This is a genomic window from Actinospica robiniae DSM 44927, assembly GCF_000504285.1.
GTDB lineage: Bacteria > Actinomycetota > Actinomycetes > Streptomycetales > Catenulisporaceae > Actinospica > Actinospica robiniae.
The window spans coordinates 9,866,168-9,887,953 of sequence record NZ_KI632511.1; the positions used below are offsets into that span (position 1 = coordinate 9,866,168).

Here is a 21,786-nt window from a genome sequence, read left to right on the forward strand (position 1 = left end):
CGGAGCATGCCTGCGACGCTGGTGCCGATCGTGCTCGAGGGGCGCCACGTGCGGCTCGAGCCGCTGGCCCTCGACCACGTCCCAGCCCTCTTCCAGGCCGGTGGCGGAGACGAGGAGGTTTGGCGCTATTTGAGTGCGCCGACGCCGGTCAGTGAAGAGGAGCTCGCTGCGATCGTGGCGAAGCGGTTGCGGGAAGTCGGCGCGGGCCGGCGCATTGCTTTCACAGTATTCGAATGCGCACAGGGCACGGCGATCGGAACGACGAATCTGCATAGCTGGCACGTGGCGGAGGGGCGCGTGGAGATCGGCGGCACCTGGTTCGGCCGACGCTGGTGGCGCACTGCTGCGAACACCGAGACCAAGCTGTTGACGATGACGCACGCGTTCGAGACTCTCGGCTTCGCGAAAGTGCTTTGGCGCGTCGACGTGGGCAATACGCGCTCCCAGGCGGCGCTCGCACGCATCGGAGCCCAACTCCAGGAGCACAGGGACGGGGCGCCGGTCAAGCTCGACGGGTCCCGGCGCGACCTGCTCGTCTATGCGATGCACCGATCCGAGTGGGCGGCGGCGAAAACCAAGCTGGCTGACCGGTTGGCGCTGGACTAGTGCCGAAAACCGCTCTTTGTTGCGATTTGATGATCGACTGAGCGCTGGTGGGGTGTGGGATGACATGTCGGGTCAGGGTGTGGGCGGGCGCTTCGCGTCGCCTGGTTCTTCTGACCACCCGCCCACCCGTTGCGTTGGCGAGGCGGGTTGGGGTTTCAAGATCTCGCCTCCGGCGCGGACCCTTCCCTCGGAGAGAGATGCCGGGGTTGCGTGGGTGCTGGCGTTGGTGGGGCGGGTTGGGGTTCGGGATGGTGGGGTGTCGGGGGTGGGCTCTCTCCTCGGTCGGTTCCCCGGAGGCAATCAGGAACCTGCCGGGAGGTCAAGCGGCGGTGGTTTGCGCTGATGCTGGATCTTGCATGGCGCCGCTTGACCTCCCGGCAGAACCCTGATCGGGCTTCGCCTGCCCGACCGAGGAGAGAACCCACCCCCTGGGGGAGTGGTGCGAGCTGCGCTCGGGCCGAGTCCCGGCCCGTGGCCTGGTCGCGCTTGGTGCGGAAGGATTCTGCATCACCTAGACCCGGCCATCCCAATCATCGATCCGCCCGAAGCGTCGGCGTGCTCGGGTCGCGCTTGATGTCAGATCCTGCATGGCCTCGGCGCGATCGAGCCCGATCCCGGATCTCGCGGCACAATCCCGCAGGCCCGGCCGTGCCCGATACGGAAGGCTTCTGCATCACCCTGGTCCGATCGGCCCGGAGCCCACGCACCGCGCACGATCGCGTAGCTCGGTCGCACGACGAGGACAATTCCTGCACCGTTCTCGGCCACGCCCCCGCCGCCATCTGCCCAGCCACCGCGTCCACCGCCCCTCCCGTCACAAGCCCCGATCCCTGTACGACTCCATGCTAGCTGCTAGCACTGACAAAAGTCGTTTATACGGTATATGCCGGATAAGCGAAAATCATGAAGATTTCCGGGGAACTCGGGCGCGCTCTCCCGGCATTGAAAGGGGTAGAGAAGAAAAGCGCAGCTCGGAACGGCGATGCATGATCGTGCATCAAGCGCGACCGGGCCACGGGCGGGACTCGGCCCGAGCGCAGCTCAGACTCACCCCCGGCACCCCACCACCCCCAACGTCACCCCGTCCCACCAACGCCGGCACCCACGAAGCCCGGCATCTCTCTCCGAGGAAGGGCCCGCCAGCGGCGACTTTCGTCTTGAAACCGCAGCTCGCCCCGCCAACGCAACGGGTGGGTGGGTGGACAGAAGAACCGGGCGAAGCGAAGCGGCCGCCCCCACCCAAACAACCACCCGACCCGACCGACCACCACCTCCCAGCAACACTCAGCCGATCATCAAATCGCTCTAGGCAGCCGTCTTGAAGCCGTGGACGTAGAGGTCGCGCAAAACGCCGAGTTCGGCGGCGTGGTGGGCGGCTTCGTCGAGCGCGAACAGCGCGAGCTGCAGGTAGGTCTTCTCGGCGAACGCCTTGGCGCGCGGGCCCATGGGCTCGAGCAGGCGCTTGTCGCCGAGGGCCGCGAGGCGGGATTCGAAGTTTGCCCAGTCGTCGGCGAGTGCCTGGACGGCCTCGTCCGCCGTGCCGGGCCAGACGTTTACGTCGGTGAGGTCTGTGTCCTCGAAGAACGCCCGGTAATGGCGCAGGCAGTCGGCGCCGATATGCCACATGCGCCACGCGATCGTGGTGAAGGGCGACGGGTCCGCGGAGTCCGGCGGGCAAGGGTCGGCGCGGACCACGCCGTCGGAGTGGGCGCGCACGGTCACGCAATCCGGGACGGGCTGCCACAGGTATTCGGCGTCTGTCATGCCCTCGAGCCGTGCGAACGTGCGGGAACGGATGTCCTCGAAGGTGTGCATCAGGTCTCGAGTAATAGGGTCATGTTCATTTGTCGACATAGCGGTCTCCAGTCCGGTCACGTCGTCGCCTGGATCTTCTTCCGCATGGACATGGACGTCACGGCGAACCCTCGACCGCGATACAGCGCGATCGCTGCCTCGTTGTCGCCGTCGACGCTCAGGCCCAACGCCGTTCGGCCCTCGCCGGCGGCGAAACGCCTCCGCGGCCGTGAGGATGGCGGTTCCGTAGCCGCGGCGCCGGAAGGGCGTGAAGACGTTGAGGTCGTATACCCAGGCTGCGCTCGCGTTGCTGGGGTCCGGGCCGATCCAGGTGTTGCCGACGGCCTCACCGGCTTCGTTCTCCGCCGTCAGGAGGTAGTGGTCGGCGGTGTCGAGGCCGTCGGGGAGGAATCTGGCCGTGCCGCGGCGGACCCGCTCCACGGCGAGGTCCTCCGGCATGACCTTACTCAGCACTCGTACTGATTCGGCCTCGCGATGCTCCGTCGCCGCCGCGTATTCGATCTCTGTCATCTTCCGCAGATTCACTGTGGCCACGATCCATCATCGACCACCCGGCCGGTTCTGCGGGCCGGTGCCGCGCTCACTCCTCGCCCGAGAATCGCTCCCAGGCCGACTGCCGGCTGATCCCCAGCGACTCGCCGATCTTCGCCCAGGTCGTCCCGCGGCGGCGCAGTTCCTGGACCCACTCGCGCAGCCCGGCCTCCACCTGCTGGGCCGTGCGCGCCATCCGGGCCAGGCGGGTGAGCATCTCCGCGTCGGTGAGGTCGGCCCATTCCGGCATGCGCGGGCTGGACGCCCGGCCCATGTGCTCGGCGATGATCGTCTCGGCCAGGCCCACGCACTCGTTGCAGATGTAGACGCCCGGCCCGGCGACGACCTTCTCCACCTCCGCGTGCGGCTTGGAGCAGAAGGAGCACCGGATCGGCTCGGCCTCGTCAATCTGGGTCATCGTCGCTCTCCTTCGGCAGCGTGTCAGGCTCGCCCTGACACGGCTGACGCTAGCTTGTCAGGTTGATCCTGACAAGCCTGACGGCGCGTCGGCCACCGAAATCCCCTCGATCCGCGCCGTCGCCCTTGGTAGCGTGAGCGCGGGCCGTGACTGGCGCTGAGGTGGGCTACCACCGGGGAGCGGCCCGGCGGGTTTCAGCACCGCCCTGCCGCGCGCCTGGGCGATCACTGCGACCGCGCCGAGCCCAGGAAAAGCCACTGAGATGACCCTCACCTCCACCGCCCGCCTCATGGACGGCACCGCCGTCGCCGCCCGCATCCTCGAAGCCGCCACCCGCGACGCGGCCGCGCTCGCCCGCGACACCGGCGTGACGCCGTGTCTGGCCACCGTTCTGGTCGGCGACGACCCGGCTTCGGCCACCTACGTGCGGATGAAGCAGAACCGCTGTGCAAAGGCCGGTATCCGCTCGCGCCACGTCGCGCTGCCGCAGAGCGCGACCACGTCCGAGGTGGTCGAGGCCGTCAGTGCCCTGTCAGCTGATCCGGACGTGCACGGCATCCTGGTCCAGCACCCGGCGCCGGCCGCCGTCGACGAGCGTGCCGTGTTCGAGGCCATCGACCCTGCCAAGGACGTCGACGGCGTCACCCTGCACTCCTTCGCCGCGTTGAGCTTCGGGCTGCCGGGCTTCCAATCCTGCACCCCCGGCGGCGTCATGCGGCTGCTGCGTGAATACGGGGTCGAACTCGCAGGCCGGCACGCCGTCGTGGTGGGCCGCAGCCCGATCCTCGGCAAGCCGATCGGCATGCTGCTGCTCGCCGGCGACGCCACGGTGACGTACTGCCACTCACGTACCGTCGACCTGCCCGAGATCACCCGATCCGCGGACGTCCTGGTGGCGGCGGTAGGGCGGCCGGAGCTCATCCGCGGCGGCTGGGTCAAGTCCGGCGCGGTCGTGATCGACGCCGGATACAGCCCGGGCAATGTCGGCGACGTCGAGTTCGAGGCCGCCGCCCGCCGCGCATCGCTGATCACCCCGGTCCCTGGCGGCGTCGGGCCGATGACGATCGCCGTGCTGCTCGAGCAGACCGTACGCGCCGCCGCGCAGCAGCTCGGCCGGTCGCTTTAATCAGAGCTCTGATCGAGCCCGGCGCAACGCGTCGGCGAACTCGCGGGCCGTCGCGAAACCGATCGCAGGCTGCTCCTGCAGCGCGTAGTCGATCACCTGGGCCAATGCGCCCGGCACGTTCGGCTCACGCTGCCGGATCGGCACCGGGGCGGAGTGCAGGATCACGTGCCAGTGGTCCTGCACTCCGAAGTCCCGCACGTACGCGCCGGTCAGGCACTTGTACAGGCACGCCGCCAGCGCCCAGACGTCCACCGCGAACGGCACGTCCCGGAAGTTCACCACCTGCTGCCTCGGCATGTACCAGGGCTTGCCGGCGGTCGTGCCGGTGCGTGTCAGACCACTGAGCCCGGCTTGATCGAAGGCCTTGGCCAGGCCGAAGTCGCCCACTTTCGCCGTGAACCCGGCAGATCCGCCGCCCGACGTCCACGGACCGTTGGCGAGCAGAACGTTCGAGGGGCTCAGATCGCGGTGCACCACGCCCTGGCCGTGCGCGTACTCGAGGCCGGCTGCGACGTCCAGGGTGTAGCGCAGCGCCTCGTCTACGGACAGCCGCCCACCGCGGTACTCCAGCAGCCGGTCCAGACTGCCACCCGCGCAGTATTCGGTGGTGAAGAAGAACGCGCCGTCGGCGAACCCGTCCTCGTAGAGCGCGGCGATATTGGGGTGTCGCAGGACCCTGGTTAGCGCGACCTCGCGCAGGAATCGCTTGCGGGCGTTGGGGTTCGCCGCCACCTTCGGCAGCATGAGCTTGAGCGCGACCTCGTGCCCGGTGTGCTGGTGCCGCGCCAGGTACACCGCGCCCATTCCGCCCCGGCCGAGTTCCCGAAGCAGCGTGTACTGCGCGATCGGCGCGAGCTCCGCCCGCTCGCCGTCCTGCGCCAGGTCTATCAGCAGCCTGAGTACGGCGTCCGGCTCCGTCCGGCAGTCCGCGCAGACGTACTCGCCCAACCTCGTGCCGATCTCGTGCGTGATCTCGCGCCCGCACTTCGAGCAGCCCGGCGGGATCATCGTCAAGACCGTGGCCGGATCCTCGGGCGGCGGAAGGCTCACCTCGATCCGGAAGGCGACGGACTTGCCCAGCCGCAATTCGTCCCCGTCGACCAGGTCCCGCTCCTGGAAGCCGAGCGCGCGGCCCTGCTCGGGGGTGTGGTGCGCCTCGCGCTGGCCGATCTTCCGGCCGTTGACGAAGGTGCCGTTGCGGCTGCCGAGATCCCGCACGCGCACGTCCGGCGGGTTGATGTCGAGCAGGCAGTGGTGCCGGGAGACCGACTTGTGGGTGTCGTCGTTCGGCAGCCGCGGCTCGCAGTCCTCGCCCCGGCCGATCAGGCAGGTCGAACGTTCGTCGAACACGTACTCGCTGCGTCCGGTCCCGCCGTGCAGCACCGCCAGTATGACCGTGGCAGTGTTCGTATTTCGGGGCGCGGGATCAGGAAGCACCGAAACATCGTCGCAGACACCGCAGATGTCCGTCCCCTCCCGTCGGCGATATCGTGACCAGTGCAGCAGCCGCGGCCAGGGACCGGTCCCGCCTCGCGCGCGTTAGCGTGGGCGCGAGATGCCGCAAAGGAACCCGAGGGAGAGCGAAATGGGGTTCGAGGGATTCGGCGGGGCGACGCCGGCCGGGACGATCCTCGTGGTGGCCGAGGAGCGGCGGTACCAGAAGAAGCTCGGCCCGCAGTGCGAGGTCCTGTTCGGCCGCGGCGGGGACGACGTACACCTCGCCGTCGGCGTCGACGACCCCTACGTCAGCCGCCGCCAGGGCCTGCTGCTGTGCGACGGCTACCAGTGGCGGCTGCGCAACATCGGCCGGCTGCCGATCCGGCTGGTGGACGAGACCATGGTGCTCAGCGGCCACGAGCTGCCGCTCAAGACCGGCTGCACCCCGCTGCTGGTGGGCGCGCCGGTGCACCGCGTGTACCTGGTCGAGGTGCACGTCAGCGGGCCGGCCCGGCCCGGCGCCGAGGTCGGGCCGGAGAGCCCGACCCGCTCGCCGGACGAATACGAGCTCAGCGACACCGAGCGGCTCGCCCTGGTCGCGATCGGCCAGCGCTACCTGCGCCAGGATCCGGCTCCGCAACCGGTCTCCTGGGGCCAGGCCGCCGCGGATCTCAGCCGCGCCCCCGGCGGACGCCGCTGGACCGCCCGCGCGGTCGAGCACGTGGTGGCCGCCGTCCGCCAGCGCCTGGCCACCGGCCGCGCGCCGATCCCGAACATCCTGCGCGGCGAGATGCCCGAGCCGGTCGGCAACACGCTGAACCACAACCTCATCAGTGCCCTGTTGCGCTCGGCCACCCTCACCCCGCTCGACCTCGCTCTGCTGGGCGAGGACGAAGAGTTCTGAGAGCCCCGACCGGGGACCCGTCCCCGCTGCCCTTCCTTAGGCTGCTCAAGAGGTCGGCCGGGAAAGGAGCACAGCGTTGGAGTTCGAGGATTTCGAGCCGCGGGCTCTGCCGGCCGCCACGACGCGCCTGCGCAGCGCGGTGCCCGAAGGGCCGCCGGGGGCGATCTTCGTGCTGGCCGCCGAGGGCGGCTACGCGGCGCCGCCCGGAACCGCGGCCGTACGCTTCGGCCGGGGACGCGCGTCGGTGCAGGTCGCCATCGGAGTGCGCGATCCGTATATCAGCAGGCTGCATGGCGTGCTGACATTCGACGGACGAGAGTGGTGGCTGCACAACGAGGGGAGGCTGCCGATCTGTCTGCCCGACAACGCGATGGTGCTCTCCGGACGCTGTCTGCCGCTCGCTGCCGGCTATACACCACTGCTGATCCGCACTCCGCGTAAGATCTCTTATCTGCTCGAGGTGCACGTCGTCGGGGGCGGCGAAAACCCCGCTGCGGCCCACGCCCTCGGGTTCGGCGGCCGGCCCGAGCTCTTCCTGCTCTCCGAGCACGAGCGGCTCGTGCTCGTCGTGCTGGCGCAACGGTATCTGCGGCAGGAGCGCTACCCGCATCCGGTCTCCTGGAAGCAGGTCGCCGAGGACCTCAACCGGGTGAGCCAGCGGGCGGATTGGTCGCCACGGTCCGCCGCCGACGTGGTCGACGCGGTCCGCGAAAGGCTCAGCATCGGGGAGGCCGGAGCGGTCGAGGGCAGTGTGCTCAACCACCAGCTCATCAGGTCCCTGCTTCACAACACCGCCCTGCTGCCGTCCGATCTGCACCTGCTGGAGGATGAGACGCTGCCGCCAGGAACCGCCGCCGAGGTGTAGTTTCCGTGTGGAGGCATGAGTTTCAGCAGGTGAGGAGAGTACGGATGCGGCTGGCGACGCGCGAATGGGGTGAGCGGGGACCGGTCGTCCTGCTCGTCCACGGCATCCTGTCCGACGGCAGGACGTGGCGGCTGGTCGGGCCCGCGCTCGCCGAGCGGGGATACCGCGTGGTCGCGGTGGATCTGCGCGGCCACGGCGCGTCAGCCCACGTCGAGGACTACTCGCCCGCCGCTTACGCCGCCGACCTCGTCGAGACCGTGGACGACCTCGCTGAGCGCCCGGCGCTCGCCATCGGACACTCGCTCGGCGGCCTCGCGCTCGCGCTGGCCGTGGACGGGCTCCGCCCGGAGCGTGCCGTCTACGTGGATCCGGCCTGGCGCTGGGCCTCGCTGGAGGAGTTCGACCCGGGCGTGTTCGTGCGGTTCGCCGACAACGCCACTGCGGAATCCGTCAGCGCCGCGAATCCCCGCTGGGCGCCCGAAGACGTCGAGGTCGAGCTCGCCACGCTCGCCTGCTGGGACCGCCGAACCGCCGACGCGCTCTACCCCTTGGCCGGTCGCGCCGCGCACCCAGCGTCGGCCGTGGTGCCCTCGCTCATCATGCTCGCCGACGATAGCTACATGCTGACCGCTGACGAGGCCGCCACGATGCGGGAGCGTGGCTTCGAGGTGCGTGTCGTGCCCGGCGCCGGACACACCGTCCACCGCGACGACCTCGACGGGTTCATGACCGCACTCGACGGCTGGGCCTGAGACATGCGGATCAGCGAGGCGACAACTAACGACGTGCCGGAACTCGCCCGGCTGCAGTGGCTGGACACCCGTCATGAGGAGCCGTCTCAGTCTTCCCTCGACGCCTTCGCGTCGGAGCTCGCGCAGTGGTGGGCCGACCGCGAGGACGCGCACTTCGCCTTCGTCGCACGACTGGCCGGCCCGGAGATCGTCGCAATGGCCTGGGTCGCGCTCGTCCCGCGCGTGCCCAGGCCCGGAGCGGCGAACCGGCTGTCCGCGGACATCCAGAGCGTCTTCGTGCTGCCGGAGCACCGAGGCCGGGGGATCGGCTCGGCCGTCGTCGATGCGGCCGCGCAGCACGCGACGCAGCTCGGGGCCGTTCGCGTGACCGTTCACTCCGGCCGCCGGGCCGTACCGGTCTACGAGCGGCTGGGTTTCGCATCAACCCGCCAGCTCCTGCAGCGCCCGCTCGACTAAGCCCGCGGCCACGCGACCGGCCACCCACCTGCCTCAGAGCTTGGCCGCGCCGGGATGGTTCGGCTGGTACAGGCTGACCTCTCCGCCGCCCGGCAGCCGGAAGCCGGTCACCCTGCCCCAGCGCTGCTCGGTGAGCGGACGGGTGAAGCGCACGCCCTTGCCGGTGAGCTCCGCCATCGTCCCCTCGATGTCCTCGCACATGAGGTAGAGCTCGTGCCGGCCCGCCTCCGGCTCCTCGGCGGGGTGGACCGCGAGCTCGGCCGGCGGCAGCTGGAAGATCAGCCAGCCTCCACCCGCGTCCACGTATGGGAATTTCAGGACCTTGTCGAAGAAAGCGCGGTCCGCCTCCGGGTCCTGACTGAACACGATGACATGCCCTCCAGTGATCATAATCTCAGGATACGGTGTCGAAGCGCTTCGACGCATTCATCGAACAATCGTCGAATTTAAATTTCCTCTCGCTCATATTGACAGCTCATAGGACTCGACGCAGAATTCGAAGCGCTTCGACGTGTCACCCACACGCGGAAGCCACCCACACAGGAAGGAAGCGCAATGACGCGCACCCGAAACCGGCTGCTGCGCTCCGTCGCGGCCGCCGCGGTCGTCGGCTCGGCCACCATGCTCGCCGTCGGACCGGCCCAGGCCGCCACGTGCACCACCTCGGCCCAGTACGGCTCGTGCACCAGCGGCTCGTACACGATCTACAACGACGAGTGGGGCAGCGGCCACGGCTCGCAGACCCTCTGGGTCAATTCCGCCAGCAACTGGGGCGTCTACTCGACCCAGCCGAGCACCTCCGGGGTCAAGGCCTACCCCAACGCCTCGCTCTCGGTCGGCAAGGCCATCAACTCCCTGTCGAAGGCCACCAGCTCGTTCAACGAGACGCTGCCCTCGTCCGGCAACTTCGAGTCGGCCTACGACATCTGGCTCAACTCGAGCACGTACGAGGTCATGGTCTGGACGGACAAGGTCGGCAACGTCGGCCCGCTCGGCTCCTCGATCGGCAACCTGACCCTGGACTCGAACACCTGGACCGTCTACGTGGGCAACAACGGCTCCAACGCCGTCTACTCGTTCGTGCGCACCTCGAACGAGACCAGCGGCACGGTCAACATCCTCGATCTGCTCAAGTGGATGGAGAACACGAAGGGCTACTTCTCCAACCCGACCCTCTCCACGATCCAGTACGGCTTCGAGATCAGCGGCACCGGAAACGTGCAGGAGAACTTCACCGTCAACTCGTACTCCGCCTCCGCGAGCTGAGCCGGGCAGGCCCAGCTCACGGTGGGCCCGGTACCTTCCGGCCCCACTCCGGGCTCTCGCCGTCGCACGAAGGCGCGACGGCGAGAGCCGTTTAACTCCCCAGAGCCCGGTAACCCGACCGCATTCAGCAAGTCGTGGAACATACGTGTGAAGGGAAAGGGGATCATGGGCCTGATAGTTGCCGTCATCATCGTGGTCGTGCTCGCCGCCGCCCTCTACCTGGTGCGCTTCTCTCCGTGGAGCCGCCACGGCGGCGGAGACCGCCAGCGAATGCGGCGCAAGTACGGACGCGAATACGACCGGTTGCTCGCCCAGAAGGGTGAGGACCACGACGCGGTCGGGCAGGAGCTCGCCCAGCGCGAGCAGGACCGGGCCGCTCTGGAGATCAAGCCGCTGACCGGCGACGAGCGCGCTCGCCTGGCGAGCGCGTGGCAGGCCGCGGAGACCGGCTTCGTGGACGATCCGGGCTCGGCGGCGCGCAACGCGGAGCAGATCGTCGGCGAGACCCTGGCCAAGCTCGGCTACCCGGCCGGCGACGCGGAGCGCCAGCTCGCGCTGGCCTCGGTGGACCACGCCGACGGGCTGTCCGAGTTCCGGGACGGGCACGAGCTGCTCACCCGCTCCCACTCCGCCGCCCCCGGCGTCGACAGCACCGAGCAGCTGCGTCAGGCGATGCTGCACTTCCGCGTGTTCTTCGACGATCTGACCGGCGACTCGCGCAAGGGGATCGGCTCGACGGACAAGCGGCACACGGATCGGAAGGCGCTGGTATGAGCAGGAACACCGGAACGGGCGTCGAGGAGGACGAGCGCGTGGAGGCGAGCCCCTACGACGGATACGAAGAGCCCGAGGAGCGCGAGCAATCCGCGGCGGAGCGCTCGGAGACCGCGGAGCGCGCCGGGTCGGAGGACCCGCGGGAGCGTCTCGGGACCGACTACTTCGGGTCCGAGTCCGAGGCCGACGCCGAGACGGCGCGGGCCGAAGAAACCGAGGAAGCCGACGAGGCCGATGACGCCGACGAGGCCGATGACGCCGACGAGGCGGAGTCGGCGACCGAGCGCGACGAGGCCGAGGAGGCCGAGCAGACCGGCATGACCGGGGAACCGGCCGCGTGGAGCGACCCGGCCGAGCCCTACATCGGACCCGGCCTCACCTCCGAGCCGGCGCCCGAGTACGAGGCGGCGCCCGAGTACGAGACCACGCCTGCCTACGAGGCGACTCCGGCTTACGAGGCCGAGGCCGAGCAGCCGGTCGTGGCCCCGGCGGTGGCCCCGGTGGCCGCCCCGGCGACCACGACCTACCCGGGATCCGAGACGGCGCAGGCGAGTTCGGAGTACAGCGAGCGGATGCGCGAGATCCAGCTCGAGTTCATCGACGACCCGCGCCAGGCCGCCCGGGACGCCGACGGACTGCTCGAGGATCTGCTGCGTGGCCTCACCGCCGACCTGGAGCGGCGGCGCAGCGAGCTCAGCACCGGCATGCTGAACGGCGGCACGGATACCCAGGCCGAGGCGCTGCCCACCGAGGACCTGCGGGTCTCGGTGCAGCGGTCGCGCGAGCTGGTCGACCTGCTGGCGCAGGCGCGGGAACGAGCATTGCTCTGATTCCCGGATCCTGCGGCGTGGCCGGGCGTCAACCGGCGCGATGCGCCAGGGCGGCGGACGAACGTTTCTCACGTTCGTCCGCCGCCCTGGCGCATGCGTAACAGAGTCGGAAGTCAGCCGCGGCTCAGATCCAGCCGCCCGAACGCCGTTTCGGGTACGGCCGGGGCGTGCGGCGCGACCGGATCCAATCTCTGATACGCGGCGTCCTGCGCGGGCCGCGGATCGGGCTCGCCCCGGTTCGGCCACAACGCCATCGCGCGTTCGGCCTGCGCGGTGATGGTCAGCGACGGGTTCACGCCGAGGTTCGCCGAGACCGCGGAACCGTCGACCACGGAGATGCCCGGATGCCCGTAAAGGCGCTGATACGGGTCGATGACGCCGTGCTCCGGGTCGGCGGCGATCGGGCAGCCGCCGAGGAAGTGGGCGGTCAGCGGCATTCCCAGCAGCTCGCCGAGATTCGTGCCCGGCAGCCCGCCGATCTGCTCGGCGAGCATCCGAGCCGCCTGCGCGCCCTCGGGGATGTGCACCGGGTTCGGCGCGCCGTGGCCCTGCCGTGCGGTGAGCAGCCCGCGGCCCGGACGACGCCGGCGCAGGTAGGTGGTGAGCGAGTTGTCGTGCGTCTGCATCACCAAGCCGATGATCGTGCGCTCGGACCAATGCCGGGTCGCGGCCGTTCGCGTCACCATGACCGGGTGCGCCAGGTAGGCCAGCGTCGCCGCCAGCACCTTGGGCAGCTTCCCGCCGTCCCGGTACTGCGGCACACACATCAGGGCCATGGTATTCGAACCCTTGCCGTAGCGGACGTTCTCGATGTGCGTGTTCGCATTCGGATGGATCGACGAGGTGATCGCCACACCCTTGGTGAAGTCCGGCGACGCGCCGGTGCCGCGCCTGTGCCGGTACGGCCGCGGAAACGTCAGCGCCCCGACCAGCGCTTCGGAGTTGGTCCGCGTCAACTCTCCGAGCTGCGCCGAGATCCGAGGCAGGCCATTGCGTCCGTTGACGTGGTGCAGCAGGGTCTGCGTGCCGTAGGTCCCGGCCGCGAGCACGACTTGGTCGCACCGGATCACCGTCGGCTTCGCCTTGCGGCGCTTGTCCGTGGGCACCACGTGCACCTCGTAGCCCGCGTCCGCACCGCTTTCACCGTCGCCCGACAGCGCGCGCACGTCGACGACGGTTGTCATGGCCCTGATCTCGGCGCCGGCTTGCTCGGCCAGATACAGATAGTTCTCCGGCAACGTGTTCTTCGCGCCATGGCGGCAGCCGGTCATGCATTCGCCGCACTCCAGGCAGGCCCGGCGCTTGGGCCCCGCGCCGCCGAAGTACGGATCCTCGACTTCGGCGCCCGGCGCCGCCTTCGCCGTGCCGTCGGCGTCCTTGCCGTCGCCGAAGAACACGCCGACCGGCGTCAGCGTGAACGACGGCCCCACGCCCATCGCATCGGCCGTGGCGCGCAGATACTCGTCCGCCTCGGTCGTCGTCGGGTTCTGCCTTACCCCGAGCATTCGCCGCGCCTGGTCGTAATACGGGCTGAGTTCGGCCTCCCAATCCGTGATCGCGCGCCACTGCGGGTCCTCGAAGAACGGCTTGGGCGGGACGTAGAGCGTGTTGGCGTAGTTCAGCGAGCCGCCACCCACGCCCGCCCCGGCGAGCACCATCACGTTGCCCAGCACGTGGATGCGCTGGATGCCGTAGAGCCCGAGCCGCGGCGCCCACAGGTAGTCCTTGAGCGCCCACGAGGTCTTCGGCAGGCTGTCCCGGGTGAACCGGCGACCCGCCTCGAGCACCAGTACCCGGTAGCCCTTCTCGCTCAGCCGCAGCGCGGCCACCGAGCCGCCGAAGCCGGAGCCGACCACTATCACGTCGTATTCACTGGGCATACAAGTCCTCGATCTCCTGCGCGTAGGCCTCCGCCACCGCGTACCGCTTCACCTTCAACGACGGGGTGAGCAGGCCGTTCTCCTCAGTGAAATCACCCTCGACGAGGGTGAAAGCACGGATGGACTCGGCTCGCGAGACCGCCTCGTTGGCGTAGTCCACCGCCGCCTGCACCTGCCGCAGCAGCTCCGGGTCTTGCGCAAGCTCGGCGAACGGCAGGTCCAGCCGGCGCTTGCGGACCGAGAGCCAGTGTTCCATCTCCTCGGCCTCCAGCGTGATCAAGGCGACCACGTACTTGCGGCCGTCGCCCACCACCATGCACTGGCCCACCGGCGGGCGGCTGCGCAGCCGGTCTTCGAGCTGGCTGGGCGAGACGTTCTTGCCGCCGCTGGTGATCAGGATGTCCTTCTTGCGGCCGGTGATGGTCAGATAGCCGTCCGTGTCCAGGGCGCCGAGGTCGCCCGTGGCGAACCAGTTCCCTTGCATGGTGGCCACGGTGGCGGCCTCGTTGAGCCAATAGCCTGAGAAGAGCTCCGGGCCTCTGAGCATGATCTCGCCGTCGTCCGCGATCCGCACCCCGCCGCCCGGAATCGGCACGCCCACCGTCCCGGCGCGCGGTTCGAGCGGCGGGTTCACGGTCGCGGCCGCGCTCGTCTCGGTCAGTCCGTAACCCTCGTACACCAGCACGCCGCAGCCGAAGAAGAACGACGAGAGCCGCGCGTCCAGCCGGGAGCTGCCGCTGATGACGTAGCGGACGTTGCCGCCCATCGCGGCGCGCACCCGCCGGTAGACCAGCAGATCGTAGAGACCGTGTGCGAGCCGAAGGCCGAGCCCTGGACCCTTGCCGCGGCCGAGGAGCCAGCGCATCTGCTCGTCGCCGTACTTCACCGCGATCCTGTCGGCGCGGTCGAAAGACGAGGCGCGGCCGATCTTCTCGGCCGTCGCGCGCGCGATGTCGTGGATCCGCTCGAAGAAGTAGGGCACTGCGACGAGGAATGTCGGCTTGAACGACTCTAGCTCCGGGCGCACCTCGTCCGGCTTGATCGTGGGCCACAGCCCGATGGTGATCCGGCCCTGCAGGCACACGATTTCCAGCGCACGGCCGAGCACGTGCGCGAGCGGCAGGAACATCAGCGTCGAAGGGTCCTTACGCGATGCCGCCTTGAACGCCGGGACCAGCAGCGCGACCAGATTGGCCGCTTCGGAGTGCAGCGCGGCATGGGTGAGCACGCAGCCCTTCGGCCGGCCGGTGGTGCCGGAGGTGTAGACGATGGTGGCGACCGACTGCGGGTTCAGCCCGGCCCGACGCTCGGCCAGCGCCTCGTCCGACACACCGAGGCTGAGCTGAGCCAGCTGCTCGAGGCCGCCCTCTTCGATCACCCAGACCGGAAGGTCGCGGTTCACGATCGTCATCGCCTGCTTGATCACGCCCGCGGTCGCCGCGTCCTCGGCCACCGCCAACGTCGCCCCGGAATCCTCCAGGATCCATTCGAGCTGCACTGCGGAAGACGTCGGATAGACCGGCACGGTCTGACCGCCCGCGGCCCAGATCGCGAAGTCCAGCACCGCCCACTCGTACCGGGTGCGCGCCATCAACGCGACCCGGCCGCCCGGTTGCAGCCCGGCCTGCATCAGGCCTTTGGCAGTCTCGGCGACCTGCTTGGCGAACTCCGCCGCGGTCACCGGCATCCAGCCCTGCTCGGTGCGCCGGCGCAGCGCCACGTGCTTGGGCACCTGCCGGGCGTTGTCGAAGGGTATGTCGGCCAGGGATCCGCGGGTGAGCGGCGCGGCGAGTGGCGCGGTCGCGGCCTCTCGTACGACGCCGAATTCGCTGTGCACGGCGACCTTGGCCAGCGCGAGCAGATCCTTGCGTTTGCGGGCGGCCTTGAGCTTTCCGTAGAACGTCCTTGCCATGCGCGGCTCCTTTGCCTGCCTGGTGGGTGCGACGGTCGCGGGGGAGGGTCGGGTGGATCAGGCCTCGAGGATCGCGGTCACGCCGAGTCCGCCGGCCGCGCAGATCGAGATCAGGCCTCGATGACGTCTCCCGTCTTCGGCGGCCTGCCCGAGCAGCTTGGCCAGGGTGGCGGTGATCCGGGCGCCGGTGGCGGCGAACGGATGCCCGACCGCGAGCGAGGAGCCGTGGACGTTGACCTTGGCCGGATCGAGCGGCCCGAGCGGCGCGTCGAGGCCGAGGCGGGTCTTGCAGAACTCAGGGTCCTGCCAGGCCTTGAGGGTGCTGAGCACCTGCGCGGCGAACGCCTCGTGGATCTCGACGAAGTCGAGGTCTGCGAAGCTCAGCCCGGTCGCGGCGAGCAGCCGGGGCACCGCGTAAGCCGGGGCCATCAGCAGGCCGTCCGGGCCCGGGTCGCCGTGCACGAAGTCCACGGCCGCGGTGCGCGACGCGCCGATGTAAGCGAGCACCGGCAAGCCGCGCTCGCGGGCCCACTCCTCACTCGCCAACAGGACCACGGCCGCGCCGTCGGTCAGCGGGGTGGAGTTGCCGGCCGTCATCGTGGCCGGTTCGGGTAGATCGAGTCCGAAGACGGGCTTGAGCCGCGCCAGCCTCTCGACGGAGGTGTCCGGGCGCAGATTCTGGTCGCGCGCGAGCCCGCGATACGGCACGACGAGGTCGTCGAAGAACCCGTTTTCGTAGGCAGCGGCCAGCCGGTGGTGGCTCATGGCCGCCCATTCGTCCTGCTCGGCGCGGCCGATCGACCAGGCCGCGGCGGTCCGGGCGGCGTGTTCACCCATGGACAGGCTGGTGCGCGGCTCGGCGATCCGGGGGATCTCCGGCACGACCTGGCCCGGGCGCAGCCCGCCGAGCGCGCGCAATCGCGCCCCGGTGCCGCGGGCCCGCCGCGCCGAGAGCAGGACCCTGCGAAGGTCGTCGTTCAGGCCCAGCGGCGCGTCGCTCGCGCTGTCCACGCCTCCGGCGATCCCGCACTCGATCTGCCCGAGCGCGATCTTGTTGGCCACCAGGATGACCGCCTCGAGCCCGGTGCCGCAGGCCTGCTGCAGGTCGTATGCCGGGGTGCGCGGGTCGAGTGCGCTGCCGAGCACGACCTCGCGGGCGAGGTTGAAATCCCGGCTGTGCTTGAGCACCGCGCCCGCGGCCACCTCGCCCACCACCGTGCCGGCCAACGCGAACCGGCGCACGAGCCCGTCCAGCGCGGCGCCGAGCAGGTCTTGGGTCGACGCCGTCGCGTACGGCCCGTCGGCGCGGGCGAACGGGATCCGGCTGCCGCCGAGGACGGCCACGCGGCGCGCGGTCGGAGCGGGCTCGGAGGCGGTCATCGGCGCAGGCTCCTTGTGGCGGGGGTCGTGGGGTACTTACCCTGGAGTCAACTTACCCATCAGTAAGGAGAAAATCCATGGCCGACCGCTACCAGAAGTTCACGAGCGGGACGGTGGGCGGGCTCGCGGCGCGGCGGCTCGGCCTGCCCCGTCCCGAGATCCTGCGCAGATTCCAGCCCGGCGAGCCCGCGTGTCTCGGCCCAGTGCTAACCGGCGGTGCCGGGCGGCTCGGCAAGGAACTAGCCGCCGTGCTCGAAAGCGCGCAAGCAGAGACTCCCGCCCCGTCCTCCGTGTTCTCGCCAGGCTCGCTCGTGTTCGACGCCACCGGGATCACCGACACCGCGCAACTGTCCGAGCTCTACGAGTTCTTCCATCCGCGTATACGTAGCCTGCGCCAGTGTGGACGAGTCCTGATTCTCGGTACACCGCCCGCGACTGCGGCCACACCCCGGGAAGCCGTGGCTCAGAAGGCGATCGAGGGCTTTCTCCGCTCGGTCGGCAAAGAACTGCGACGCGGCGCGACTGCGAATCTCCTGCAGGTCACCCCGGAAGCGCACGATTCGATCGAGTCCGCGGTACGCTTCCTGCTCTCCGCCCGCTCCGCCTACGTCTCCGGCCAGGCGCTCAAGATCGGCACAGTCCCCGCGAGCGGCTCCGACGGCCACCCCACGGCCCTCGACCCCACGTGGAGCTGGGGCAAGCCACTGGCCGGGCGCACGGCCGTGGTCACCGGCGCCGCGCGCGGCATCGGCGCCGTCATCGCCCAGACCCTCGCCCGCGACGGAGCATTCGTCCTCTGCGTCGACGTGCCCGGGCAGTCCGCCGCACTCACCGACGTGGCCGCGAACGTGCGCGGCGAGGCGCTGGAACTCGACATCACCTCGCCCACGGCCGCCGACACCCTCGCGGCGAGGCTCGATCGGCAGAACCTCGGCGGCATCGACGTGTTCGTCCACAACGCGGGAGTGACCAGGGACAAGACGCTCGGGAGGATGGAACGCGCGCAGTGGGACACCGTGCTCGACGTCAACCTGCGTGCGGTGGAGAACCTCACGGCGGCGCTGCTCGAACCGGCCGGCGCACTACTGAGCCCCGGCGGCCGGATCGTGTGCACGTCGTCGATCAACGGCATCGCCGGCGCGGCCGGTCAGACCAACTACGCCGCTGGCAAAGCCGGCTTGATCGGCCTGGTCGAAGCGCTCGCACCCCGGGCCGCGGACCAGCTCGGCGGCACCGTCAACGCCGTCGCGCCCGGCTTCATCGAGACCCAGATGACCGCCGCCGTCCCGCTGTTCGTCCGCGAGGCGGGCCGAAGGCTCAATAGCCTGCGACAGGGCGGCCAGCCGATCGACGTGGCCGAGGCCGTCGCATTCCTCGCCGCGCCCGGCAGCGGGCATATCAACGGTCAGACGCTGCGCGTGTGCGGCCAGTCCCTGCTCGGAGCCTGACATGAGCTCTTCCCTGACCGGCTCGTATGTGAGAGCTCTGTTTCCCAAACGCCCGGCCGGCGCCTGGGTGCAGGCCGGGATGGAACGCGCCGCCGTCGCCGTGGACGTGGCCGCGCTGGCCCGCTACCGGCGGCTGTGCGGGTTCGCGCCGGACGGCCCGGTGCCCGCGACCTTCCCGCATCTGACGGCGTTCCCCCTGGCCATGGCGCTGATGACGCGGCGCCGATTCCCGTTCCCGGTGCTCGGTTTGATCCACCTGGCCAACGAGATCGAGCAACTCGAGCCGATGAGCGAGGACCAGCGGCTCGGGTACCGGGTCTGGATCGAGAAGCCGCGCGAGCACCCCAAGGGCGCCGCGTTCGACGTGCTGGCCGAGGCGCACGACGCGGGCGACGGCCGGATCGTCTGGCGCGCCACGAGCACGTACCTGCGGCGGGAGAAGAGCCCGGCGCCGGACGCGTCCACAGCGAGACAGTACCCTGTGGTGCCGCCACCGTCCGACGCTGAACGCTGGCCGCTGCCCGCCGATCTCGGCCGCGCCTACGCGGCGATCTCCGGCGACCGCAACCCGATCCACCTGTATCCGGCCACCGCCCGCCCCTTCGGCTACCGGCACCCGATCGCGCACGGCATGTGGACCGCCGCGCGCTGCCTCGCCGCGCTCGCCGAACCCGACCCGCCGGACCGCTTCCGGCTGCGCGTCGAGTTCCACGCCGCCGTCCCGCTGCCGAGTACCGTGCTCTTCCACGCCACGCGGATGACCGGCATCCGCGACTTCAGCCTGGCCTCCGCCGACAGCGGCCGCCGCCACCTGCACGGAGACCTGGCCCCGATCTGACGGACGGCCGGCCGTCGGTCAGGCCGCGCCCGCCACGTCCTCGAACCCGCTCCCCGGCGGAGCCCACACCTCGCCGCCGAGCACCTGCCGCATGCCGACCCACACCATGCCCATCAGCCGCAGCGTCACCCGATCCGGGCTCTCGTCGGGATGCCGCTTCATCCAGTCGGTGAGCGAGTCCGCCGCGCCGACCAGCGCGTGCGCGACGAAGTCGGCGTCCGTCTCGCCGAGGCGCACCGACCCGCCGCCGAGCTCGATGCCCTCGCGCACCAGCGTGCGCACCTCGGTGAGTACGGACCGGCGGGCGCGGGTGATCTCGGCGGCGATGCTCTCGCCGAGCCCGGGCGCCTGCCGGTGCAGCACCGCCCAACTGTCCTTGTGGTCCGCGACGAAGCCGAAGAACGCGCGCAGCCCCGCCGACAGCCGCAGCTCGGAGGTGCCCACCTCGGTCGCCGCGCCCTGGAAGGCGGCCACCAGCCGCCGCTCCTCCCGGCGCAGACAGGCGAGGAAGAGCCCTTCCTTCGACTCCAGATACAGGTAGACCAGCGGTTTGGAGACCCCCGCCAGCTCCGCGATCTCGTCCACCGAGGCGGCGCTGTAGCCTCGCTGTGCGAAGACCCGGATCGCGCAATCCATGATCTGCTGCTCCCGCTCCTCGCGGGGCAGCCGCCTTCGGGTCCGCTCCTCGTTCACCCTTGTCACCTTAGTGCCGCGCCGAGTAACTTACTCACCAGTAAACTTACTCTAGAGTCAGGAGTTGGGCATGTCGGAGTCCCCGACCGCCGCCGCGCTCGCCGGGCTGGACTTCTCCGCCGTGAGCCCGCAAGAGTTCGCCCGGCTGGTCAAGGGCCTGTCCGGCCGGCAGATCGCGGCCGAGTTCCAGGGCGAGCTGCGCCTGCGCGCGCTGCGCGAGATCTTCGTCCGGATGCAGCGGCTGTTCCGCCCGGACGCCGCCGGCTCACTCAGGGCACTGATTCGGTGGCAGGTCGAGGGCTCGGCCGCGGACGGCACCGCCGTGTTCGAGACCGCCATCGACGCCGGCCGGTGCACCGCCACCGAGGGCGCCTCGGCCGCCGAACCGCGGGTGACCCTCGCCCTGACCGACGCCGAGTTCCTCAAACTGGTCTCGGGCAACGGGAACCCGGTCACCATGTTCGTCCTGCGCAAGATCAGGATCGGCGGCGACGTGGGCCTGGCCGCCGGCCTGACCCGCCTGTTCGACATCCCCAAGGCCTGAGAGGAATCGCAGTGTCCGGATTCTCGCTGGAACTGACCGAGGAGCAGCGGGAGCTGCGCGAGTGGGTGCACGGCTTCGCCCGCGACGTGGTCCGCCCGGCCGCGGCCGAGTGGGACGAGCGCGAGGAGACCCCCTGGCCAGTGATCAAGGAAGCGGCCAAGATCGGCCTCTACGGCTTCGAATCGCTGGCCGAACTCTTCGGCGACCCGAGCGGCCTGTCCCTCCAGATCGCCAACGAGGAGCTGTTCTGGGGCGACGCCGGCATCGGCATGGCCCTGTTCGGCACCTCCCTCGCCGTAGCCGGCATCTTCGCCGCCGGCACCCCCGAGCAGCTCGCCGAATGGGTGCCGCAGTGCTTCGGCGACCAGGACGACCCGAAGGTCGCAGCCTTCTGCGTCTCCGAGCCGCAAGCCGGCTCCGATGTCAGTGCCCTGCGTACCCGCGCACGCTACGACGAGGCGAAGGACGAATGGGTGATCGGCGGCCAGAAGGCCTGGATCACCAACGGCGGCATCGCCGATGTCCACGTCGTGGTCGCCAGCGTCGAGCCCGAACTCGGCGCCCGCGGCCAAGCCGCCTTCGTCGTCCCGCCGGGCACGAAGGGGATCGCGGCCAGCCGCAAGATAAAGAAGCTCGGCCTGCGCGCCTCCCACACCGCCGACGTCTTCCTCGACGACGTCCGCGTACCCGGCCACTGCCTCCTCGGCGGCAAGGAGCGCCTCGACCGCCGCCTCGCCAAGGCAAGAGAGCGTCTGGCCGGCGACCAGCCCGCCGCCGCCCGCGCCCAGGAGCAGGGCCGGGCCCAGCAGGCCGCGATGGCCACCTTCGAGGTCAGCCGCCCCACCGTCGGCGCCCAAGCCCTCGGCATCGCCCGCGCCGCATACGAATACGCCCTCGAATACGCCGGCGACCGCGAAGCCTTCGGCCGCCCCATCGTCGAGAACCAGGCCATCGCCTTCGCCCTCGCCGACCTGCGCACCGAGATCGAGATGGTCAGGCTGCTGATCTGGTCCGCCGCCTGGATGGGCCGCAACGGCAAGCCCTTCGACGCCGCCCAAGGCTCCATGTCCAAACTCCGCGCCGGCGAACTCGCCGTCACCGCCACCGAGAAAGCCGTCCAGATCCTCGGCGGCGCCGGCTACAGCCGCGAACACCCCGTCGAGCGCATGTACCGCGATGCCAAGATCTACACCATCTTCGAGGGCACCAGCGAGATCCAGCGCCTCGTCATCGCCAGGGCCATCACCGGCCGGTATATCCGCTGATCAGAGCCTTGCAAGCCATATAGCTTGCTACCCAGTGGTGGGTTCA

General features: G+C 70.1%; 21 protein-coding genes and 1 riboswitch. Of the genes, 13 read left to right on the forward strand and 8 right to left on the reverse strand.

Annotated features, from left to right (window positions below; translation table 11 throughout):
• The first annotated feature begins 6 nt into the window (after positions 1–6).
• Positions 7–606: a GNAT family N-acetyltransferase gene (locus tag ACTRO_RS42285; protein WP_034272198.1), complete on the forward strand. Its 600-nt coding sequence runs from the start codon at positions 7–9 to the stop codon at positions 604–606.
• Between the two features lie 1,305 nt (positions 607–1,911).
• Here ACTRO_RS42285 and ACTRO_RS50160 read toward each other — a convergent pair.
• Positions 1,912–2,931, reverse strand: coding sequence for a GNAT family N-acetyltransferase (locus tag ACTRO_RS50160; RefSeq protein WP_245594644.1), 1,020 nt, complete (start codon positions 2,929–2,931; stop codon positions 1,912–1,914).
• Positions 2,932–3,001: 70 nt separating this feature from the next.
• On the reverse strand, positions 3,002–3,370 hold the full coding sequence (locus tag ACTRO_RS42295) for a ClpX C4-type zinc finger protein (RefSeq protein WP_034272200.1): 369 nt from the start codon (positions 3,368–3,370) through the stop codon (positions 3,002–3,004).
• A 136-nt stretch (positions 3,371–3,506) separates the two neighbouring features.
• A riboswitch (ZMP/ZTP riboswitch) is annotated at positions 3,507–3,599 on the forward strand.
• A 33-nt stretch (positions 3,600–3,632) separates the two neighbouring features.
• On the opposite strand from ACTRO_RS42295, the gene ACTRO_RS42300 reads away from it, so the two are divergent.
• Positions 3,633–4,496, forward strand: a complete 864-nt coding sequence (locus ACTRO_RS42300) for a bifunctional 5,10-methylenetetrahydrofolate dehydrogenase/5,10-methenyltetrahydrofolate cyclohydrolase (RefSeq protein WP_034272202.1) — start codon at positions 3,633–3,635, stop codon at positions 4,494–4,496.
• Here ACTRO_RS42300 and ACTRO_RS42305 read toward each other — a convergent pair whose 3' ends face one another.
• Positions 4,497–5,933, reverse strand: coding sequence for a protein kinase domain-containing protein (locus ACTRO_RS42305; RefSeq protein WP_084316956.1), 1,437 nt, complete (start codon positions 5,931–5,933; stop codon positions 4,497–4,499). It lies immediately after the preceding gene.
• A gap of 148 nt (positions 5,934–6,081) precedes the next feature.
• Between ACTRO_RS42305 and ACTRO_RS42310 the strand changes: the two genes are divergently transcribed.
• From ACTRO_RS42310 to ACTRO_RS42325, 4 genes are all read left to right on the forward strand, one after another.
• The gene (locus ACTRO_RS42310) at positions 6,082–6,837 is read left to right on the forward strand and encodes an FHA domain-containing protein (protein WP_034272206.1); all 756 of its coding nucleotides are present in this window, start codon (positions 6,082–6,084) and stop codon (positions 6,835–6,837) included.
• Between the two features lie 76 nt (positions 6,838–6,913).
• Positions 6,914–7,702 carry an FHA domain-containing protein gene (locus tag ACTRO_RS42315; RefSeq protein WP_051452238.1) on the forward strand — a complete coding sequence of 263 codons (789 nt, stop codon included), beginning with the start codon at positions 6,914–6,916 and terminating at the stop codon, positions 7,700–7,702.
• Between the two features lie 44 nt (positions 7,703–7,746).
• Positions 7,747–8,454, forward strand: coding sequence for an alpha/beta fold hydrolase (locus ACTRO_RS42320; protein WP_034272209.1), 708 nt, complete (start codon positions 7,747–7,749; stop codon positions 8,452–8,454).
• 3 nt (positions 8,455–8,457) lie between these two features.
• On the forward strand, positions 8,458–8,910 hold the full coding sequence (locus ACTRO_RS42325) for a GNAT family N-acetyltransferase (protein ID WP_034272213.1): 453 nt from the start codon (positions 8,458–8,460) through the stop codon (positions 8,908–8,910).
• A 33-nt stretch (positions 8,911–8,943) separates the two neighbouring features.
• On the opposite strand, the gene ACTRO_RS42330 is transcribed toward ACTRO_RS42325, so the two are convergent.
• The gene (locus ACTRO_RS42330; RefSeq protein WP_034272215.1) at positions 8,944–9,300 is read right to left on the reverse strand and encodes a VOC family protein; all 357 of its coding nucleotides are present in this window, start codon (positions 9,298–9,300) and stop codon (positions 8,944–8,946) included.
• Between the two features lie 165 nt (positions 9,301–9,465).
• On the opposite strand from ACTRO_RS42330, the gene ACTRO_RS42335 reads away from it, so the two are divergent.
• From ACTRO_RS42335 to ACTRO_RS47865, 3 genes are all read left to right on the forward strand, one after another.
• Positions 9,466–10,176, forward strand: a complete 711-nt coding sequence (locus ACTRO_RS42335) for a GH12 family glycosyl hydrolase domain-containing protein (RefSeq protein ID WP_034272217.1) — start codon at positions 9,466–9,468, stop codon at positions 10,174–10,176.
• Between the two features lie 165 nt (positions 10,177–10,341).
• Positions 10,342–10,950, forward strand: a complete 609-nt coding sequence (locus tag ACTRO_RS42340; protein ID WP_034272219.1) for a hypothetical protein — start codon at positions 10,342–10,344, stop codon at positions 10,948–10,950.
• Positions 10,947–11,780: a hypothetical protein gene (locus ACTRO_RS47865; RefSeq protein WP_034272222.1), complete on the forward strand. Its 834-nt coding sequence runs from the start codon at positions 10,947–10,949 to the stop codon at positions 11,778–11,780. The genes ACTRO_RS42340 and ACTRO_RS47865 overlap by 4 nt, the downstream gene beginning before the upstream one ends.
• Positions 11,781–11,893: 113 nt before the next feature.
• Here ACTRO_RS47865 and ACTRO_RS42350 read toward each other — a convergent pair whose 3' ends face one another.
• From ACTRO_RS42350 to ACTRO_RS42360, 3 genes are read right to left on the reverse strand one after another with little or no spacing between them, the layout of a single operon-like run.
• Positions 11,894–13,660 (reverse strand): GMC oxidoreductase, encoded by a 1,767-nt coding sequence (locus ACTRO_RS42350; protein ID WP_034272225.1) that lies wholly within the window; start codon positions 13,658–13,660, stop codon positions 11,894–11,896.
• A complete protein-coding gene (locus ACTRO_RS42355) occupies positions 13,650–15,572 on the reverse strand; it encodes an AMP-dependent synthetase/ligase (protein WP_034272227.1) in 1,923 nt (640 codons plus the stop codon). The genes ACTRO_RS42350 and ACTRO_RS42355 overlap by 11 nt, the downstream gene beginning before the upstream one ends.
• 57 nt (positions 15,573–15,629) lie before the next feature.
• On the reverse strand, positions 15,630–16,952 hold the full coding sequence (locus ACTRO_RS42360; protein WP_034272229.1) for an acetyl-CoA C-acetyltransferase: 1,323 nt from the start codon (positions 16,950–16,952) through the stop codon (positions 15,630–15,632).
• A gap of 77 nt (positions 16,953–17,029) precedes the next feature.
• Between ACTRO_RS42360 and ACTRO_RS42365 the strand changes: the two genes are divergently transcribed.
• Positions 17,030–18,400, forward strand: coding sequence for a 3-oxoacyl-ACP reductase (locus ACTRO_RS42365; RefSeq protein ID WP_034272232.1), 1,371 nt, complete (start codon positions 17,030–17,032; stop codon positions 18,398–18,400).
• Position 18,401: 1 nt separating this feature from the next.
• Positions 18,402–19,238, forward strand: a complete 837-nt coding sequence (locus tag ACTRO_RS42370) for a MaoC family dehydratase (protein WP_034272235.1) — start codon at positions 18,402–18,404, stop codon at positions 19,236–19,238.
• An 18-nt stretch (positions 19,239–19,256) separates the two neighbouring features.
• On the opposite strand, the gene ACTRO_RS42375 is transcribed toward ACTRO_RS42370, so the two are convergent.
• A complete protein-coding gene (locus ACTRO_RS42375) occupies positions 19,257–19,931 on the reverse strand; it encodes a TetR/AcrR family transcriptional regulator (protein ID WP_211244621.1) in 675 nt (224 codons plus the stop codon).
• Between the two features lie 70 nt (positions 19,932–20,001).
• On the opposite strand from ACTRO_RS42375, the gene ACTRO_RS42380 reads away from it, so the two are divergent.
• Positions 20,002–20,475, forward strand: a complete 474-nt coding sequence (locus ACTRO_RS42380; RefSeq protein WP_034272239.1) for an SCP2 sterol-binding domain-containing protein — start codon at positions 20,002–20,004, stop codon at positions 20,473–20,475.
• 11 nt (positions 20,476–20,486) lie between these two features.
• Positions 20,487–21,740, forward strand: coding sequence for an acyl-CoA dehydrogenase family protein (locus tag ACTRO_RS42385; RefSeq protein WP_034272242.1), 1,254 nt, complete (start codon positions 20,487–20,489; stop codon positions 21,738–21,740).
• The last annotated feature ends 46 nt before the right edge of the window (positions 21,741–21,786 follow it).

Excerpts from the sequence above, each read along its gene's own strand:
- ACTRO_RS42370 (WP_034272235.1), top strand. The coding sequence starts at position 18,402 with ATGAGCTCTTCCCTGACCGGCTCGTATGTGAGAGCTCTGTTTCCCAAA.
- ACTRO_RS42310 (WP_034272206.1), top strand. The coding sequence starts at position 6,082 with ATGGGGTTCGAGGGATTCGGCGGGGCGACGCCGGCCGGGACGATCCTC.
- ACTRO_RS42335 (WP_034272217.1), top strand. The coding sequence starts at position 9,466 with ATGACGCGCACCCGAAACCGGCTGCTGCGCTCCGTCGCGGCCGCCGCG.
- ACTRO_RS42355 (WP_034272227.1), bottom strand. The coding sequence starts at position 15,572 with ATGGCAAGGACGTTCTACGGAAAGCTCAAGGCCGCCCGCAAACGCAAG.
- ACTRO_RS42320 (WP_034272209.1), top strand. The coding sequence starts at position 7,747 with ATGCGGCTGGCGACGCGCGAATGGGGTGAGCGGGGACCGGTCGTCCTG.
- ACTRO_RS42330 (WP_034272215.1), bottom strand. The coding sequence starts at position 9,300 with ATGATCACTGGAGGGCATGTCATCGTGTTCAGTCAGGACCCGGAGGCG.
- ACTRO_RS50160 (WP_245594644.1), bottom strand. The coding sequence starts at position 2,931 with ATGACAGAGATCGAATACGCGGCGGCGACGGAGCATCGCGAGGCCGAA.
- ACTRO_RS42295 (WP_034272200.1), bottom strand. The coding sequence starts at position 3,370 with ATGACCCAGATTGACGAGGCCGAGCCGATCCGGTGCTCCTTCTGCTCC.
- ACTRO_RS42340 (WP_034272219.1), top strand. The coding sequence starts at position 10,342 with ATGGGCCTGATAGTTGCCGTCATCATCGTGGTCGTGCTCGCCGCCGCC.
- ACTRO_RS42365 (WP_034272232.1), top strand. The coding sequence starts at position 17,030 with ATGGCCGACCGCTACCAGAAGTTCACGAGCGGGACGGTGGGCGGGCTC.
- ACTRO_RS42380 (WP_034272239.1), top strand. The coding sequence starts at position 20,002 with ATGTCGGAGTCCCCGACCGCCGCCGCGCTCGCCGGGCTGGACTTCTCC.
- ACTRO_RS42350 (WP_034272225.1), bottom strand. The coding sequence starts at position 13,660 with ATGCCCAGTGAATACGACGTGATAGTGGTCGGCTCCGGCTTCGGCGGC.
- ACTRO_RS42325 (WP_034272213.1), top strand. The coding sequence starts at position 8,458 with ATGCGGATCAGCGAGGCGACAACTAACGACGTGCCGGAACTCGCCCGG.
- ACTRO_RS42285 (WP_034272198.1), top strand. The coding sequence starts at position 7 with ATGCCTGCGACGCTGGTGCCGATCGTGCTCGAGGGGCGCCACGTGCGG.
- ACTRO_RS42300 (WP_034272202.1), top strand. The coding sequence starts at position 3,633 with ATGACCCTCACCTCCACCGCCCGCCTCATGGACGGCACCGCCGTCGCC.
- ACTRO_RS47865 (WP_034272222.1), top strand. The coding sequence starts at position 10,947 with ATGAGCAGGAACACCGGAACGGGCGTCGAGGAGGACGAGCGCGTGGAG.
- ACTRO_RS42360 (WP_034272229.1), bottom strand. The coding sequence starts at position 16,952 with ATGACCGCCTCCGAGCCCGCTCCGACCGCGCGCCGCGTGGCCGTCCTC.